The sequence below is a fragment of the Saccharibacillus sp. JS10 genome, assembly GCF_024436065.1.
Lineage (GTDB): Bacteria > Bacillota > Bacilli > Paenibacillales > Paenibacillaceae > Saccharibacillus.
Map to the genome: position 1 here is coordinate 71,998 of NZ_JANFNS010000003.1, position 16,156 is coordinate 88,153.

The window sequence follows — 16,156 nt, forward strand, 5'->3', positions numbered from 1 at the left end:
ATAATGAATCGTTAAAAAGAGCAGCCGACCATTTGGGTCGGCTGCTCTTTACTTTCTATCTTTTTCTATTAGATTAATCCTGCCTATCCCTGACAACCAACTAAATCTTATACGCCTTCATCGCTTTACGCAGTTCTTTAAATGAAGGACGTTTGCCGTACATCAGTACGCCGGTGCGGTAGATTTTCGCTGACAGCCATCCGAAGAAGAAGATCGCGGCTAACAGCAACACTAACGACACAACGATTTCCCAGAAGGCGATCTCGCCAAGCCCGATTCGTGCGATCATCGTCGTTGGCGACGTGAACGGAACGAACGACGAGATTTTCATGAGCAAGGAGTTTGTACTGTTGAGGCTGAAAATCCCGATATAAAACGCGGCAAGCGATAACATCGTAAGCGGCGTTACCGCTTGACCCAAGTCTTCGGTACGGCTGACGATCGATCCGACTGCCGCGTACAGCAGCGCGTACAAGAAGTATCCGAGTATATAGAAGATCAGCCCATACACTAAGACATCGACTGGCAATTGCGAAAAGTCCAGATCGAATCCCGCCAATACATTGCGGTTATGCGGCAACATCAGATTGACTGCAATCGTCACGCCGAATACGACGATTTGCAGCAATCCGACAAGGAATACGCCCATGACTTTGCCGAACATCTGAGTGAGCGGCGATACGCTCGTGATCAGAATTTCCATGACACGCGAACTTTTTTCCGAAGTGACTTCGGATGCAATCATATTCCCTGTTAACATCGCGGAGAAGAAGAACAAGGTCATAAGTACATAGACCGTGATAAAGTTCATAGGGCTGAACTTTTCTTCATTATTACCGCTGCCTGACGATGAAGTATCGACTCCTGCGGCACGGTCATAACTGCTGAATTGAAGTTGAACCGGCGTCGTAAGCTGCGCAATCTGTGCATCGCTCAGCGCTCCAGCCGTGATAAAGCGCGTTTTGGCATTTTCCAGCGCAGGTTGCAGTGCCGCTTGAATATCGTTCGGCACTACGCCGTCATCCGAGATATATTTAACAGCCGGGAACGTACCGCTCTCGCCTGGCGTAATCTCCAGATATCCGCCGAGTTTTTGCGTCTTCGCTTGTTCATTCAAAGCTGCCGCATCTTGCCCATTAAGCGGTACGAACTCTAGCTCATTATTCGGCAATGCCGAGACGTAATTTTCGATTTGCTGCGCGATTTCCGTTTGCCCGCCGTCTGCGATCCCGATCTTATTCGTGGAAGCTGCATCATCGCCTCCCGTGAACAATTGGATCAAGAACGGGACGTGAATCCCGATTGTCATCACTAATGCAAGCAATAACGTTGTAATCAGAAACGATTTGGTGCGAACTTTGTTCTTGAACGTAAAACCAACCACGGTTCCAAGTCTATTCATGTCGTTCACCCACCGATCGAATAAAGATTTGGTTAAGCGTAGGTTCTTTAACTTCAAAATGTCGCACGTCGCTTTGTCTAATCGCTTCCGTTAATACCAGTGGCGCCGCCGCCTCGTCCGAAATTTTCAGCAGATACTGGTCAGGAGTTCCTTCTACCGAAGTCACGCCTTGAATCTGATCCAATCCTTCGACGGGCGAAGACGTTTTGAGCAAAATCTGCTCGCGTGGGAACCGATTTTTAATTTCGCGAATATCGCCTTGCAGCACGGTTTTGGAACGATCCAATATCGTAATATTACGGCATAATTCTTCGACATGCTCCATCCGGTGCGTCGAGAACAAGATGCTCGCGCCTTGGTCGCGCAGTTCTTTGACCGCCAATTTGAGTAGCTCTACGTTAACCGGATCAAGCCCGCTGAATGCTTCATCGAGAATCAAAATTTCCGGGCGATGCACGACTGCCGCGATAAAGCCCATCTTCTGTTGATTGCCTTTGGACAGTTCTTCGATCCGCTTATCGTAATACTCTTCGGCTTCGAACTTTTTCATCCAATAGCGCAAATTTTTATCCGCTTCCGCTCCGTTCATTCCGCGTAGTTTCGCCAAATAAATGATCTGTTCGCTGACTTTCACCTTCGGATACAATCCGCGTTCTTCGGGCAAATAGCCGACCAACCGCTGCACATCGGCTCCGTAAGCTTTGCCGCCATATGTAATGCTTCCATCGTCGGGATAAATGAGTCCCAGTACCATCCGCATCGTCGTCGTTTTGCCTGCACCGTTGGCGCCGAGGAGCCCGTAAATCTCTCCTTCTTGCACGCCTAACGAGATCCGATCGACCGCCATCTTATCTCCGTACTTTTTGACCACTTGCTTTAAAATCAGTCTTTCCGTCATGTTCATCATCCCCTTCGACTCTAGTGGGCTTCCAGAACTGCTCCGTTCATCCAATGTTCCATCATTTCGTCGAGTTCCAATGCACGGACTTGAATCGGCTTTACTCCGGCTTCTTCCAATAGCGCCGCAGCTCCCGGGTAATCCATCGTGATAAATCTTACCATGCCTTGCGACTCGATCGCCGATTCGACTACAGCAGGCATTTCGCCTAGCAATTCGTCATCGCGCGTGATCCAAATTTCTCGTCCGCGTTCCAGCAAAAAGTCTTTTTCAACCATACCAAGCGAATGCCCTTTGTCGATCAAGACCAGATAATCTGCCATTCGGCGTACTTCTTCTACGATATGCGTCGACAACAATACCGTCGTTCCGTCTTCATCGACGCAGCGGCGAATTTCGTTCATCATCGTTTTCCAAGCAAAAGGATCAAGCCCCGAAGAAGGTTCGTCCAGCAGAAGTAGCTTCGGTCTAATCGCCAGTGCCGCTGCAATTTCGAATTTCCGCCGTTGACCTTTGGAGAGCTTATTGAGCTTCTTGCCGCTTGGAATATCAAAACGATGAATCAGTTCTTCATACCGTTGCCAGTCCCATTTGGGATACCACGATGCACGAAACTCCGCGACCTCATCCATTTTGAGACCGTCTTCTTCGACGATAAAGTTTTCAGGAACATACGAGATTTGCGCACGAACATCGACAGGCAAGCTTTCTGCCGAATACGTCTGCCCGAACCATGCCACTTCACCCGAATCTGGATGAATCAATTGCACAGCGAGCTTCATCAATGTAGATTTTCCTGAACCGTTGCGTCCGATCAAAGCTGTTACCAGATTTTCATGTAACTTCAGATCAATCGGCCCGAGAGTCATCCGATCGCGCTTTTTCACTACTTGTCGCCATTCCAATGCCACATTGTCCACCTTGATTCACTCCTTCATCCTTGACCTTTTATCCTTAGCGGAATCGGGAAGCTCCTCTACACTCTTGATTCGCATATGCGAAAAGGGGCTTTTTGGCAGCGTTCCCGTCTCTTTACGTTACTCTTTCGAAAGCGTTTCATCGATGACTTGTCGAAGTTCGTCTACGGTATATCCGACAGACTTCGCGGTATCAACCAGCTCCCGAACCGCATCAAGCACGATTTGTTTCTTATAAGCTTCTCGGTCGTCGGTATCGACTTTCGTAACGAATGTTCCGGTACCTTGACGCGTCCGCAGCAATCCTTCGTTCTCCAAATCTTGATACACCCGCCGGATCGTAATCACACTACATTTTAGATCGGCAGAAAATTCTCGAATCGAGGGCAGCAGCGTTCCTTCGACGATCTGCCCGGTCACGATCAGCGAGCGCAATTGCGTTTCGATCTGATGATACAAAGGCTCTGCGCTGCTTTCGTTAATTTGAACGGGTATTCGCATATCTTCACTCCTTTATATCCCGTTACTTTGATGAGGATTAGGCTACATTTCGGCGCGGCAATTTCTGCACAATGATGCGGTAAGCCGCAATCATCGATAGTATGCCAAGTGCGAGCATGATCCAGGTTATAGGCAACGCCATTTCCGAATAGACAGTGGCTCTCACATTTTCTTCCACGATATGAAAACCGGATAGATGCAAAATGACGATGATCGCAACCACAATGCCCATAAACGCGATGCTGTACCAGCAATAGGCTTTTCCGCGAAGCAGCAATTCCAATACGATATAGATACTGTTGCTGATCAGACCAAATCCTGCCCAAAAAATCGCAAGCGATATCCAAGCTCCTACGCTGAATTGTTCACGGATACTGCCATGAAACGCATACATTAGTCCAAATAACAGCACTCCGTTGACTACCGTCGCGAGGATCAATTGCTGACAACGAGCCAACGCGATCACTTTAGGCGAAATCGGTAAAGATCGGTAATAAGCGAGCATGTGCGTGTACGAGTCTTCGGTAATGTACTTCATGATTCTTCTGGAAAAATAAAATCCAATCATCGTCGTGATCGCCCAAAAAATAATATCCATAGCCAAAGATAAACTAGGTTCTGTTTTAACAGCTGCGATCAATAGCCCTCCGAAAAAAGCCATATACCCAATAAACAAAATCGAAGCCGACAAATAATATCGATCAATCTTCAGTTCTCGGCGCACAATCAGCCAAGCTTGACTCCAATCTCCGCTCACAATGTACCTCCATCCCTATTCAACCTACAAAATAAGAAGCTTTTCAGATCTTACGTCTTACTGTATATATTAATAAGCACACTATAAAGAAGTTTATCCGGTTCGTCAAGGTATAGAAGCTCCAAAAAAGTCTATACACGCAAAAAAACCGCCCTTCCGAATATAGCCAAAAGGACGGTCGAACATATTCGATTCTAAGTAAAAAGGTATTTCGCATGAATGACGATCGTTATCATTTTGCTAACGTTGGGTCGCTAGCAAAGGCATCTTCACGATCCATCTGATTTGCTTCGATTACGAAGCGGACGAGTTGATTTTTCCCATCTCGTTTTCTACCACTAACGTTAATTCTTCCTCGTAACCGCCCATAATATGATACTTCCGAACATATTCCTTTACAAACTTTTTCGGATCACTTGGACGGAAAATACGCGTCATTTCCCGCAGACTTTCCTTGACTTCGTTATGACCTTTGGTCGCCATCATAATTCCCTCCCGGAACGTATTTCGTTATCGAGAATGTCAAAAAAATCTGCTGCCGACAGACACCCCTCAAGGTTATCGTCTTGTCTGCTGCGCTTCGTTGCCTACTGTTACGGCTAACGCCGATGTCGCCGCGAAGCTAAACATCCATCTAATTTGTTACATACCCGACGAAATGCTTGCTGAATCACTTCCGGTTTGCCTTTCTTCTCTTTTTGGCCGGATGCGACTTCCTCCAAACGAAAACTAAAGCGAATGAACAGATTTTAAGAAGATGCTTACTTATGAGTATAACATTTATTGAGTTTGATGGGTAGATGTTGGTGGTGGGGCTGGAGGTAGTCTGTTTCGACCTTCGCTTTGTTCGTTTTCCTCCCCTTTGATTGGAATAAGATCGGAGGAAGGGGAGGAAAGCCAAGGCGCTACGGTTCGAAACAGACTCGCTCCCCGGGGTAGGGTGGGGTAAGGGCACAAGAAATAAAAGCCCTGAGTGCATTAAGAAATTAAGATATACATAGGCTAGAAGCTATTTATAAAACTACGATAAGCTTTTAGAGATTAGGGTCATGGAACAAAAAGTAGGGTAGATGTGAAAAAAGGGTTAAGAGTTGGTAAGATAAGATTATCGCAATTTAGGGAGGACATTATGCACGGGCAGGAACCGAACGTTCTAATCTTATACGCAAGTTACGGAGACGGGCATTATCAAGCAACAAAGGCATTGCAGAAAAGTCTCCATGAACGTGGGATCCATCAAGTTAAAATGCTGGATCTGATGGCTGAAGCGCATCCGAAGCTCAATACATTGACTCGATTTGTATATATGCAAAGTTACCGCACCATTCCGGGGCTATACGGGTTGGTCTACAATATGACCAAAGATATGAAGTCCGATAAGCCTTTTGCACATATTTTACATGCTTTTGGTACGCGCAGACTAGAAGAATATTTGAAAACGGAACGACCGGACGTCGTCGTTCATACGTTTCCGCAGATGGTTATGCCTAAGCTGCGCCGCAAGATCGGGTTAGATATTCCGATCGTCAACGTCGTGACGGACTTTGATCTGCATGGACGCTGGCTGCACCCTGACGTCGATCGCTTCTATGTCGCGACCGAAGAAATGCGCCAAGAAGCATCCGTGATCGGAATAGATCCGAAGCGGATTACGGTGAGCGGAATACCGATCAAAGAAGGCTTCGACGGGACTTCGATCTCCCGAGAAGCTCAAGACCGATCGATTTCAATTCGACCGGTCGATTCGATCGCCTCCGAGTCGGCGAACGTGAAGGCTACGCATGAATTCGCCGCAGCGCGTGCTCTACGGACAGGCGAAGCGTCCGTGTCCGGCATCGCGCTAAATCCCGCGCGCAAGACCGTGCTGCTCATGGCAGGAGCCTACGGCGTTATGCTCGGCCTACGCCGCGTCTGCGACTTGCTGCTAGCGCAAGGCGACGTTCAGGTGATCGTCGTATGCGGTCACAACGAAGAAATGCGCGCGGGGCTCGCGCAGCAGTACGCAAGTTCCGAGCAGATTCAAGTGCTCGGCTTCACCAACCAAGTCGCGTCGCTTATGCGAATGAGCGATTGCATCGTGACCAAACCGGGTGGCATCACGCTCGCCGAATCGCTCGCTTGCCGCCTTCCGATCTTTTTGTTCCGCCCCGTTCCGGGACAAGAACGTAATAACGCCGTCTATTTAGAAAAACAAGGCGCCGCCTTCATCTCCCGCAACGCCGAAGAGTTGGCAACGCAGATCTCCTCGCTGCTCAGCGATCCCGCCAAACTCCGCGCCGCCCAAGACCGCGCCGGTCAACTGGGTCGCCCCGACGCTTCTTCCTTCATCGCCGACGACCTCATCTCCCTCTACCTAACTCCTCAATCCCAAGAATCAGCCGACATCCCCGGCTGATTCTTTTTTTCGCTCTTCTCTTCTCTCTTTTTCTCTTTTCTCTACCCTCCCTCTCAAATAAATTGAGCGCCCACACTTAGATATTGCTCGTACCTAAATTTTCTTTTTTGTTTGCGAGCCGCCTAGCCCAGCGGAGGGAGAAATTCAGTGCAGGAGCGTCAGCGTTCGCCTTTGAAATCGGGAAAACCCAATAAAATTCTAATCAAATTTTCCCGATTTCAACAAGCGACCGAAACGAATTTCTCCCGCAGCGTCTCTAACACAACGCAACAAAAAAGCCCCTCACAAACTCAGGGGCTCCCAACCAAACTGTCAGCTCAATTTATACACCCGCGTCTCATATGGACGCAAATTCAGCTCATACAAATCCTCGCCTTCAATCGGCTCATAATTCGCAATCAATAATTCTTCCTTCATCCCTTGCAGCTCTTCCGGCCATTCAAACGTAGGCGCACCGCTGAAGAAATTCAAAATAACGAGCAATTTTTCATTTTCCCAAGTCCGCACAAACGCATAAATCTCTTCATGCAACGGCAATACCAGACGGTAATCGCCGTATACAATGACTTCATGCTTTTTGCGCAGTTCGATCAGCTTCCGATAATGATGGAAGATCGAATCGGGATCACGACGCGCCGCTTCGACGTTAATCTTTGCGTAATTCGGATTTACGTCCATCCACGGTTGACCGTCCGTGAAGCCGGCATGTTCGTCGTAGTTCCACTGCATCGGCGTGCGAGCGTTATCGCGGCTTTTTTTCCAAATCCGCTGCATGACTTCTTTTTCATCGATCCCTTGCTTGATACATTGTTTGTAATAGTTCAATGTCTCGACGTCGCGATACTGATCGATCGACGGGAATTTCACATTCGTCATACCGATTTCTTCGCCCTGATAAATATAAGGCGTACCTTGAAGGGTATACAGGAAAGTTGCCAGCATCTTCGCCGAACGTACCCGGTAATCGCCGTCGTTGCCAAAGCGCGACACCTGACGCGGTTGGTCGTGATTGCTCATATAGTTGGCGTTCCAACCCTTTTTGTGAAGCACCGTTTGCCAGCGGCTCATGATCTTTTTGAGATCGATCAAAGTCCACGGCTTAATATCCCATTTGCCGGTTCCGCCGGACTTGGCATCCAAAAACATATGCTCGAACTGAAAGATCATATCGAGTTCGTTGCGACCTTCCCCGACATAATCCAGTGCTTGCTCCGGTCCAAGACCCGATACTTCGCCGACATTCATAATATCGTAAAAGTCGAGCACGTCTTCGTTCAGTGTGCGCAGGAAATAATGTACTTTGTCCAAATTGGAGAAAAAGTGATACGCCTGCACGACCGGAAGGTTTTGCGGATTGTCCGCATCGGGTAGACCTTCGGCTTTGACGATATGCGAGATCGCATCAAAACGGAAGCCGTCAACGCCTTTTTCAAGCCACCATTTCACCATATCGTGAAGTTCGCGAACGACCTGCGGATTTTCCCAGTTCAGATCGGGCTGCTCTTTGGCATACAAGTGCATATAATACTCTTGCGTGCGTTCGTCGAATTCCCATACCGAGCCGCTAAAATACGATTCCCAGTTGTTCGGATAACCGCCGTTTTCTTTCGGTTCGCGCCAGATGTAATAATCTCGCTTCGGGTTGTCTTTGGAAGAAGAAGCTTCGATAAACCACTCATGCTCATGCGAACTGTGATTTAACACCAGATCCATAATGATACGGATATTGCGGGCGTGCGCTTTTTGCAACAATTCGTCAAAGTCGTCCATCGTGCCGTATTTGCGATCGATGCCGTAATAATCGCTGATGTCGTACCCGTTGTCGTAACCCGGCGATGCGTAAATCGGACAAATCCAGATCCCGTCGACGCCAAGCTCTTGCAAATAATCCAACTTTTCGATGATGCCGCGCAGATCGCCTTGACCGTCGCCTGTCGTATCTTTGAAGCTGACTGGATAGATCTGATAAATGACGCTTTCTTTCCACCATTTTTTATTCATGAATTCACCCCGGAGCGAAGATTCTTGTCGCACGTCTCAATTTTTCTTTGTTCTCTATCTTTATTGTAACCATCTTGAGGCAGCTTCTTTCAAAAATTCAGGAAGTGAGCAGAAAATAAAAATACTCTTGAATTAAATGATGTTGGTAAAGTGGCAGTTTTATTTATTGAAAATACAATGCACGATCCCGATTCTACTTGGAACGACCAGACTAGAATAAGTAGCATTGTTCCCTTATACGGAATTGATGATTCTGTAGACGCCTATTCGTTTGAACTAGAACAAAATGGAGTAAATAATGGCTATATTGTGGTTTCTACGAACCCTAAGCAAAAACTAATACAGGAGTTCGCTTACACTGCTGAACCTGTCTATTCTGAAGTACTAAATTTAGAAAGCACGACGTCAGAGTACGGGTTGCAAAAATTTGAGCAAGAGCGTTCTTCTGACTCCCAAAAAATTTATTATACAGGCGGCTTACATTATTATACTTCAGAAGATGATTCCTTCTCTCCTCTTTTCGAAGTCGAAAATAGCCAAAAAATCACAAGTTATGATGAATTCCAAACTCAAGAAATTTCAAATAAAACAGAAGAAGAGATTGATAATAGCGAATTACTTAACATGCTAGATATGATAAAAAACTTTAATTTAGAGGAATGGCTGGTAGGTTATAGTGGACAACATGGAGATAGTGGTTATGGTAATATTTACGACCCAATAACTTACGTACAAAGTAAATACGGCGCTGGTTACACGATGAACCGTCAAGGAACAATTTCACATGCAAGTATCAAACCACATATACAACAAAATTTTGAACCCAATTTCCCTGGTGTAAATAACTGTTCTATGTCTGTAATTACAACTATTTTTGAATATTACCGTAATATAGGTTATACAAATATCAATTCTTCTTTAAGTGGATTATATTCAGATGTTCGTACAATAGGTGTAAAATACGGGTACACCCCACTTGATGGAACTAGTCCCACCAAGATGAATAATATTGTAAATGATGTGTGGAAAAAGTATGGGTATTCTGGTACAGGTAGCAATCAATATTTATATAGCTTTGATACATTCACAGCAGAAATTGATAATCGTCGTCCTGCTATGTTCAACTTAGCATATGGATATTATTCAAATCATTCAATAACTGTAGTAGGCTATAGAGAGTTTAAAAAAACAGAGGCAAATAAGGCTCGTTTTTTGAAGGAGTTTGATAACTGGACAACTAATGATCGTTACGTAGATTATAATTCTCTTACTGAAAGTACAGTAGGAAGCGTAACTTTGATTCGTCCTTAAAATTCAAAATAAGAGAAGAAATACTTAAGTATTTCTTCTCTTATTTTCAAAGGAAGAGTACAAATGAAAAAAAGAATACTGATTTTAGTAACAACAGGCATATTACTTATAGCATGTCTAACTTTATTTATGATTAAAAAATATCAAACTAATCCCGTTGATGTCACCTTGTATCATATAGATCAGGCTACACCCCAAAATCTGGACGCTCCTTTTTTACAAACAGACGGTGAGCAGATCTTTTTTATTGATCAGCAACAAAAAGGTAGAATTTATAGTATGTCTGTACATGGAGATCAACCTAAACAGTTAACTACAGATTCTGCTGTACAATTATTACTTGATGAAAATATGATTTACTACACGGTCTTAGATCGAGATAACGGGATTTACCGTATGGATAAAAAAGGGAAACAGCTAAAAAAACTAGTAGATTCATCTTTCTCAGATCTGATTGGAATCCAAAATAATCAACTGTATTATGTAGATAGCGATGAAAACTATGCCCTTAAGAAATTAGATCTCCGACAACTTAAAATAGAAACTCTAAGTACAAATTGGATCGGTCCAGCTAAACTTCATAACAACAAGCTCTATTATGTGGATCACACAGACCAATGGGGATTGTATGAAATGGACTTAGATGGCGGGAGTCCAAAAAAGATTGTGAACGAAGATGTGTTTGATTTCTTTTTCTCTTCGCAAGGTATTGTGACTCAAAATGAAAAAGGAAATGTCTTTTTACAAAAAAAATCATCAAACTCTTCTTCCGTACTCCTAGCTGAACGAGTGGTACGTCTTCATGTCTTTGAAGATCAACTTATATATAACCGCGATGATGGAAAACTCTATAGGCAGAGTATAAGGAATGGGCAAGGTGAAAATTCGCAACCTCTAATTGATCCGGATCCACCTATTTTTGGAGATTTTTTCATTGTTTCTAACTGGCTTTATTACTATGACTCGATGAATATGAAAAATGCGCGATTACACCGTGTTGCTTTACCGGAAACCTCTAATTAATATGGAAACTATGCATGACCTCGAAAAAAGAAAAGAATCAGTCTCTTATGAAAATATTAAGAGCTGATTCTTTTTTTATAATGATTCAAGGTAGGTTTTATTCATCTACCGTAACTTTCAGATGCGCGTTTTTCTCGCCCAATCCGTTAAACAACAAATTCATGATGATCGCCGTGAAGCTACCCGCAATAATGCCGTTATCGACCAGAATGCGAAGTTGTTCCGGCAAGCCTGCAAATAATCCCGGGACGACCGATACGCCGAGTCCCATACCGACCGAACACGCGATAATAAATAGATTTTCATGACGGGACAGATCGACTTGGTCGCCAAGCACGCGTACGCCGGACGAAAGCACAAGCCCGAACAAAGCGACCATCGCACCGCCGAGTACCGAAGCCGGAATCAATTGCGCAGTCGCCGCGATCTTCGGAATAAATCCGACAAGCACCAGCAAAATACCGGCTACGGCGACGACATCGCGCGTTTTCACACGGCTCATTTGAACAAGCCCGACATTTTGCGAATACGTCGTATACGGGAACGAGTTGAAGATCCCGCCCAGGATGATCGCCAGACCTTCCGCACGATACCCGCGAGCCAATTCTTTCGAACCGATATCGCGTCCTACGATTTTCCCGAGCACCATAAATACTCCCGTTGATTCTACGACGCTTACGATCGCAACCAAAATCATCGTCAAGATCGCGCTCAGATGGAACGTTGGAGCAGCGAAATGAAACGGCGTGATCGCATGGAACCAACCCGCGTTTGCCACAGGCGAGAAATCGACTTTCCCCATGAACGCCGCTACAGCCGTGCCCACTACAAGACCGATCAAGATCGAGATCGAACGAATAAATCCGGTCGAAACCCGGTTTAGCAACACGATAAAAATCAACACGCCGAAGCCGAGACAAATATTCGATAAACTCCCGAAGTCTGCTGCCCCTTGGCCCCCGCCGAGATTGGTCATCGCGGTCGGAATCAAAGTTACGCCGATGATCGTTACGACCGAACCCGTCACAATCGGTGGGAATAGGCGAATGAGTTGCCCAAATAATCCCGAGAACAAAAAGATAAATAATCCAGACGCGATAATCGCCCCGTAGATCGCTCCGATCCCAAGCCCCGGCGCATTACCGATCATAATCATTGGGGATACGGCTTGGAAGGCGCAACCGAGTACGACCGGAAGCTTGATTCCGAAAAAGCGATTGCCCCATACTTGCATCAACGTCGCGACGCCGCACGCCAGCAAGTCGATTGCAATCAGATACGTTAATTGCTCTTGTGTCATTCCGATCTCACGACCGACAATCATCGGAACGACAATCGCTCCTGCATACATCGCAAGGACATGCTGCAATCCGAGCGAGAAAGTTTTCGCCGGATGGCGATGTTTTTGAAAAATACGATCCGAACTCATACCGCGATAGACCTCCTAATTAATGAACCGTTTCTTCTGTCATAAATGTGACTTTGCCGCCCGCAAGCGAAGCAATCCGTACCAGCGATTCTACGCGGTAACCCGCGTCTTGAATCCGTTTGGCGCCGCTTTGGAACGACTTTTCGATCACAATGCCGATTCCCGCTACCGATGCACCGGCTTGCTCCGCGATACGTGCCAGACCTAGAGCTGCTTCGCCATGAGCGAGGAAATCGTCGATAATCAGTACGCGGTCATTCGGGAACAAGAATTTTTTCGATACGGTCACATCGTTGCTTTGTTCTTTTGTGAACGAATAGACTTTTTCCACGTAAATATCTTCGCGCAATGTCAGCGATTTTTGTTTGCGGGCGAAGATCATCGGTACTTCGAGTTCCAAAGATGCCATAATCGCCGGAGCGATACCGGATGACTCAATCGTTAAGACTTTGGTGATGCCTTCAGCTTGGAACAGACGCGCGAACTCTTTGCCGACTTCTTTCATCAGTACAGGGTCCATCTGGTGATTCAAAAACGAATCGACTTTCAATACTTGTTCGCTCAGCACAATACCTTCGCTTAACACTTTATCTTGTAACAATTTCATTTTGAGTCCTCCCGAATGTGTAAGATCAAAAACGCAAAAAAGCCCGCCTCTCTCCCTTTGCGGAAAAGATACGGGCTACTGAATAAACGACTGCAATTCCCTGAAAAGATCGGAGGCGGCACCGGCGATGATGCGATACGCTTTGACGCGGCGGCATAACTTTGCAACCTACCGGGATCAAATCCATATCGACCATATTCGCAAAATGACGAGTAATCGAACCAACATGCTTTAGGGCAGCCGTTTTCCGTAGTCCGATCGTTCCGGCGATCAGGTAGAGACATGCGGGCCTATTCCCGCACCTATACGAAAAACAGAATAATGGTTGAAGTATACTCCGAATCTGAAAAAATGAAAAGTGAAAATTACATGAAACGTGAGTTTTCATTTTCGAAATTTGGTGTACAATGAGAAAAAAGCCTTAATGAATCCAATAAAATGGCAACTCAGATTTAATACATAAAGGAGGATTTTGAATGGGAATCGTTAAAGAGTTTAAAGAATTCGCGATGCGCGGCAATGTGATTGATTTGGCAGTCGGTGTGATCATCGGTGCGGCATTCGGCAAAATCGTGACTTCTCTCGTCAACGACATCATCATGCCACCGCTGGGCAAAGCAATGGGCGGGATTGATTTCGGAAGTCGCTTCTGGAATTTGGACCCGGACATTACGTTGGCGGATGGTTCGCCGGTGCGGACGCTTGCGCAAGCCCAAGAAGTAGGCGCTTCGGTTGTGGCGTACGGACAGTTTATCAACAATGTGATCGACTTTCTGATCGTCGCGTTCTGTATTTTTATCTTGGTCAAAGGCATCAATATGCTCAAAAGAAAAGAGCATGATAAGCCGGAACCGGAAAAGACAACACGCGAATGCCCGTATTGCTTGACGGAAGTGTCGGCGAAAGCGAGCCGTTGCCCGCAATGTACGTCGGAGCTTGAACCGGAGAAGGTTGGGGCTTGAGCGTAAAATCGATAATAAAAAAGAAGTCTTTGGGTTCTCCGGATGGAGAAGGTCGAAGGCTTCTTTTTTCATTGTGGATATGGGGTGGTCTGGAGCAGAGCTATTAAAGCAAAAAAACTTGCCTCACGGCTGGGGATACCTTCTTGGGGCGTGAAGGTATCCCGTTTGTTTGGTCTCCTTTTCTGGGGAAAGGAGATCAAACAAACTAAATCGGTCTGTTCCTATTGGGGAGAAGATTGGCTACGATCGAATTCAATTCATGATCGTCTTGCTTCTTCTCGTCCCCGCGATCCAGTTCGCGAATCCGAAGGTAACGGTAATCGGCAGCCGGATCGACGGGCGTGAAGATCCATTGATCGGGATCAGTCAAGCGAACTTTGTATCCCATCCGAGCGAACATTTGTACAAATTGTTCTTCTCCCGGTTCCTCGTTTTTGCCGATCATAATCAATCCTCGAAGTACCTTCGGTTCTTTTCCATGCATCACTTCAAAATGTACGATACATTCCATCTTGTCTCATCCTTTCTGTATTCGTTATCCATCTACTCTAGCATTCAATGTGAACTTTGAACTTTTTTTCACATTCACACTTTATTATACGCTTCTTTTAATCAAACGTTGCAAAAATCTCAAGATTTTATAAAAAAACATAAACCTCTGCCTACACAGACAGAGGTTTAAAAGACTGCCAATCACTAATAAGCGGCAATCCGATTTAGCTTTGTTAGATTTGTTCCGATGCACAGTGTGGGCACCATTTCGAACCTTTTGGAAGCCCGCTTCCGCAAACCTGACAACGCACGACTTCGCCCACAGGGCGACGAATCACGATATCATCGTCTTCGGTGCGATCCACATCGCGACCCCAAGAAGCAATCAGACGATCCAACTCGTCTTGGCGTTCTTTTTCACGTTCGATCCGCTCTCGCTGACGACGCTCATGTTCAGGATCGACAACCGGAGTCACAGGTTCTTCTTCTAGCGTAATTTCCGATGATGACTCAGGCTGTATAGGACGTTCCAAAATTCGCTTCGCTTCGTTCATTTTGCGGCGTTCTTCCTGACGAATTTCTCGAAGTTCTCGGCGCTGACGTTCTTCCCGCTGCTCCGCCGTCTCTTCGGCTTCAGCGTACACGTCTGACGAAGCTAACGCACCCTGCTTATCAGGGTCAGCAGAACTTTCCGCACCCAGATCAAATCTTTTCGTCTCGAACTGTTCGTCTTCAGCGTATACAGGTGCCTCTACAGAAGACGGCTTAACCGCACGCTTCGGCTCATATTCTCGAACATCTGACTCTTCAGGTTCCGGTGAATAAGCTTCCGCTTTTTCTTGTATACGTTCTTCTTCCGCAAGAAATTCAGGATCATCGACCAGATCATGCACAGCTTCGACTTCAACCGTCGGCTGCATATCCGATTCTTTGCGAAGTTCGACAGGGTTGTTCGTGCTTTGCGGCTGTGGTTGCTCAGCTTTAGCTTCTGGTGCTTCGGCTTCTTCTCCCCATTGACGTCCGCAGTGAGGGCAAGAAACCGCATTTTCGTCCAAGCGCGCTCCACATTCGCATAATTGTTCATTCCGCAAATGAGCGATTCGCAAACGTAACTCCGCGATCTCAGCCGTTAACAAATCACATACGGTACAAAGTTCGATGATTTCTTCTTCGCCCGATGCAGTATGCCCTTGACTATAATTTTCATAAAAAATCTGCCCCATACGAGCATAATGAACTTCAATCTCACGTTGAATATCCGAAATGTGGCTATTTAGTTTGCCGATCTCTACCGCGCTTTGTGCACGCTCCGATGCTCGCCCGGCTCCGTCCTTGATCCGCTGCAAAAAATTCAAAATTTTCTCCTCCTCTATCCTGACTTTTCACGACCGATTGAATCGAAAAGCCAGACCTACACGTTACTCGCCGCTTTGCCTCAATGTCATATTTGGATTCGTACCC

At 46.0% G+C, this 16,156-nt stretch carries 15 protein-coding genes and 1 riboswitch; of the genes, 4 read left to right on the forward strand and 11 right to left on the reverse strand.

Annotated features, from left to right (window positions below; all coding sequences use genetic code 11):
• Window positions 1-100: 100 nt before the first annotated feature.
• From NOM90_RS10835 to NOM90_RS10860, 6 genes are all read right to left on the reverse strand, one after another.
• Window positions 101-1,402, reverse strand: a complete 1,302-nt coding sequence (locus NOM90_RS10835; protein WP_255941962.1) for an ABC transporter permease — start codon at window positions 1,400-1,402, stop codon at window positions 101-103.
• Complete coding sequence (locus tag NOM90_RS10840) at window positions 1,395-2,300, reverse strand: ABC transporter ATP-binding protein (protein ID WP_255941963.1); 906 nt, start codon at window positions 2,298-2,300, stop codon at window positions 1,395-1,397. The genes NOM90_RS10835 and NOM90_RS10840 overlap by 8 nt, the downstream gene beginning before the upstream one ends.
• 20 nt (window positions 2,301-2,320) lie before the next feature.
• Complete coding sequence (locus NOM90_RS10845; protein ID WP_255941964.1) at window positions 2,321-3,220, reverse strand: ABC transporter ATP-binding protein; 900 nt, start codon at window positions 3,218-3,220, stop codon at window positions 2,321-2,323.
• Between the two features lie 117 nt (window positions 3,221-3,337).
• Window positions 3,338-3,718, reverse strand: coding sequence for a GntR family transcriptional regulator (locus NOM90_RS10850; protein ID WP_255941965.1), 381 nt, complete (start codon window positions 3,716-3,718; stop codon window positions 3,338-3,340).
• Between the two features lie 37 nt (window positions 3,719-3,755).
• A complete protein-coding gene (locus tag NOM90_RS10855; protein WP_255941966.1) occupies window positions 3,756-4,475 on the reverse strand; it encodes an ABC-2 transporter permease in 720 nt (239 codons plus the stop codon).
• Between the two features lie 294 nt (window positions 4,476-4,769).
• Window positions 4,770-4,958, reverse strand: coding sequence for a hypothetical protein (locus tag NOM90_RS10860; protein ID WP_255942427.1), 189 nt, complete (start codon window positions 4,956-4,958; stop codon window positions 4,770-4,772).
• A 646-nt stretch (window positions 4,959-5,604) separates the two neighbouring features.
• Between NOM90_RS10860 and NOM90_RS10865 the strand changes: the two genes are divergently transcribed.
• Window positions 5,605-6,870: an MGDG synthase family glycosyltransferase gene (locus NOM90_RS10865; RefSeq protein ID WP_255941967.1), complete on the forward strand. Its 1,266-nt coding sequence runs from the start codon at window positions 5,605-5,607 to the stop codon at window positions 6,868-6,870.
• Window positions 6,871-7,182: 312 nt separating this feature from the next.
• Here the strand turns inward: NOM90_RS10865 and NOM90_RS10870 are convergent, their stop codons facing one another.
• Window positions 7,183-8,871 (reverse strand): glycoside hydrolase family 13 protein, encoded by a 1,689-nt coding sequence (locus NOM90_RS10870; RefSeq protein WP_255941968.1) that lies wholly within the window; start codon window positions 8,869-8,871, stop codon window positions 7,183-7,185.
• A gap of 150 nt (window positions 8,872-9,021) precedes the next feature.
• On the opposite strand from NOM90_RS10870, the gene NOM90_RS19315 reads away from it, so the two are divergent.
• Window positions 9,022-10,182 (forward strand): C39 family peptidase, encoded by a 1,161-nt coding sequence (locus NOM90_RS19315; protein WP_255941970.1) that lies wholly within the window; start codon window positions 9,022-9,024, stop codon window positions 10,180-10,182.
• Between the two features lie 63 nt (window positions 10,183-10,245).
• Window positions 10,246-11,205, forward strand: coding sequence for a DUF5050 domain-containing protein (locus tag NOM90_RS10880; protein ID WP_255941972.1), 960 nt, complete (start codon window positions 10,246-10,248; stop codon window positions 11,203-11,205).
• A 97-nt stretch (window positions 11,206-11,302) separates the two neighbouring features.
• Here the strand turns inward: NOM90_RS10880 and NOM90_RS10885 are convergent, their stop codons facing one another.
• Complete coding sequence (locus NOM90_RS10885) at window positions 11,303-12,634, reverse strand: nucleobase:cation symporter-2 family protein (protein WP_255941973.1); 1,332 nt, start codon at window positions 12,632-12,634, stop codon at window positions 11,303-11,305.
• Window positions 12,635-12,653: 19 nt separating this feature from the next.
• On the reverse strand, window positions 12,654-13,241 hold the full coding sequence (locus NOM90_RS10890; protein ID WP_255941974.1) for a xanthine phosphoribosyltransferase: 588 nt from the start codon (window positions 13,239-13,241) through the stop codon (window positions 12,654-12,656).
• A 230-nt stretch (window positions 13,242-13,471) separates the two neighbouring features.
• Window positions 13,472-13,571: riboswitch (purine riboswitch) on the reverse strand.
• Window positions 13,572-13,717: 146 nt separating this feature from the next.
• Between NOM90_RS10890 and mscL the strand changes: the two genes are divergently transcribed.
• Window positions 13,718-14,203, forward strand: coding sequence for a large conductance mechanosensitive channel protein MscL (gene mscL, locus NOM90_RS10895; RefSeq protein WP_305120990.1), 486 nt, complete (start codon window positions 13,718-13,720; stop codon window positions 14,201-14,203).
• Between the two features lie 205 nt (window positions 14,204-14,408).
• Here mscL and NOM90_RS10900 read toward each other — a convergent pair whose 3' ends face one another.
• Both NOM90_RS10900 and NOM90_RS10905 read right to left on the reverse strand, forming a co-directional pair.
• Window positions 14,409-14,714, reverse strand: a complete 306-nt coding sequence (locus tag NOM90_RS10900; RefSeq protein ID WP_255941975.1) for a hypothetical protein — start codon at window positions 14,712-14,714, stop codon at window positions 14,409-14,411.
• A 214-nt stretch (window positions 14,715-14,928) separates the two neighbouring features.
• A complete protein-coding gene (locus NOM90_RS10905; RefSeq protein ID WP_255941976.1) occupies window positions 14,929-16,050 on the reverse strand; it encodes a hypothetical protein in 1,122 nt (373 codons plus the stop codon).
• Between the last annotated feature and the right edge of the window lie 106 nt (window positions 16,051-16,156).

Coding starts and splice junctions, on each gene's coding strand:
- NOM90_RS10890 (WP_255941974.1), bottom strand. CDS start 13,241: ATGAAATTGTTACAAGATAAAGTGTTAAGCGAAGGTATTGTGCTGAGC.
- NOM90_RS10900 (WP_255941975.1), bottom strand. CDS start 14,714: ATGGAATGTATCGTACATTTTGAAGTGATGCATGGAAAAGAACCGAAG.
- NOM90_RS10860 (WP_255942427.1), bottom strand. CDS start 4,958: ATGGCGACCAAAGGTCATAACGAAGTCAAGGAAAGTCTGCGGGAAATG.
- NOM90_RS10870 (WP_255941968.1), bottom strand. CDS start 8,871: ATGAATAAAAAATGGTGGAAAGAAAGCGTCATTTATCAGATCTATCCA.
- NOM90_RS10885 (WP_255941973.1), bottom strand. CDS start 12,634: ATGAGTTCGGATCGTATTTTTCAAAAACATCGCCATCCGGCGAAAACT.
- mscL (WP_305120990.1), top strand. CDS start 13,718: ATGGGAATCGTTAAAGAGTTTAAAGAATTCGCGATGCGCGGCAATGTG.
- NOM90_RS10850 (WP_255941965.1), bottom strand. CDS start 3,718: ATGCGAATACCCGTTCAAATTAACGAAAGCAGCGCAGAGCCTTTGTAT.
- NOM90_RS10880 (WP_255941972.1), top strand. CDS start 10,246: ATGAAAAAAAGAATACTGATTTTAGTAACAACAGGCATATTACTTATA.
- NOM90_RS10865 (WP_255941967.1), top strand. CDS start 5,605: ATGCACGGGCAGGAACCGAACGTTCTAATCTTATACGCAAGTTACGGA.
- NOM90_RS10835 (WP_255941962.1), bottom strand. CDS start 1,402: ATGAATAGACTTGGAACCGTGGTTGGTTTTACGTTCAAGAACAAAGTT.
- NOM90_RS10840 (WP_255941963.1), bottom strand. CDS start 2,300: ATGACGGAAAGACTGATTTTAAAGCAAGTGGTCAAAAAGTACGGAGAT.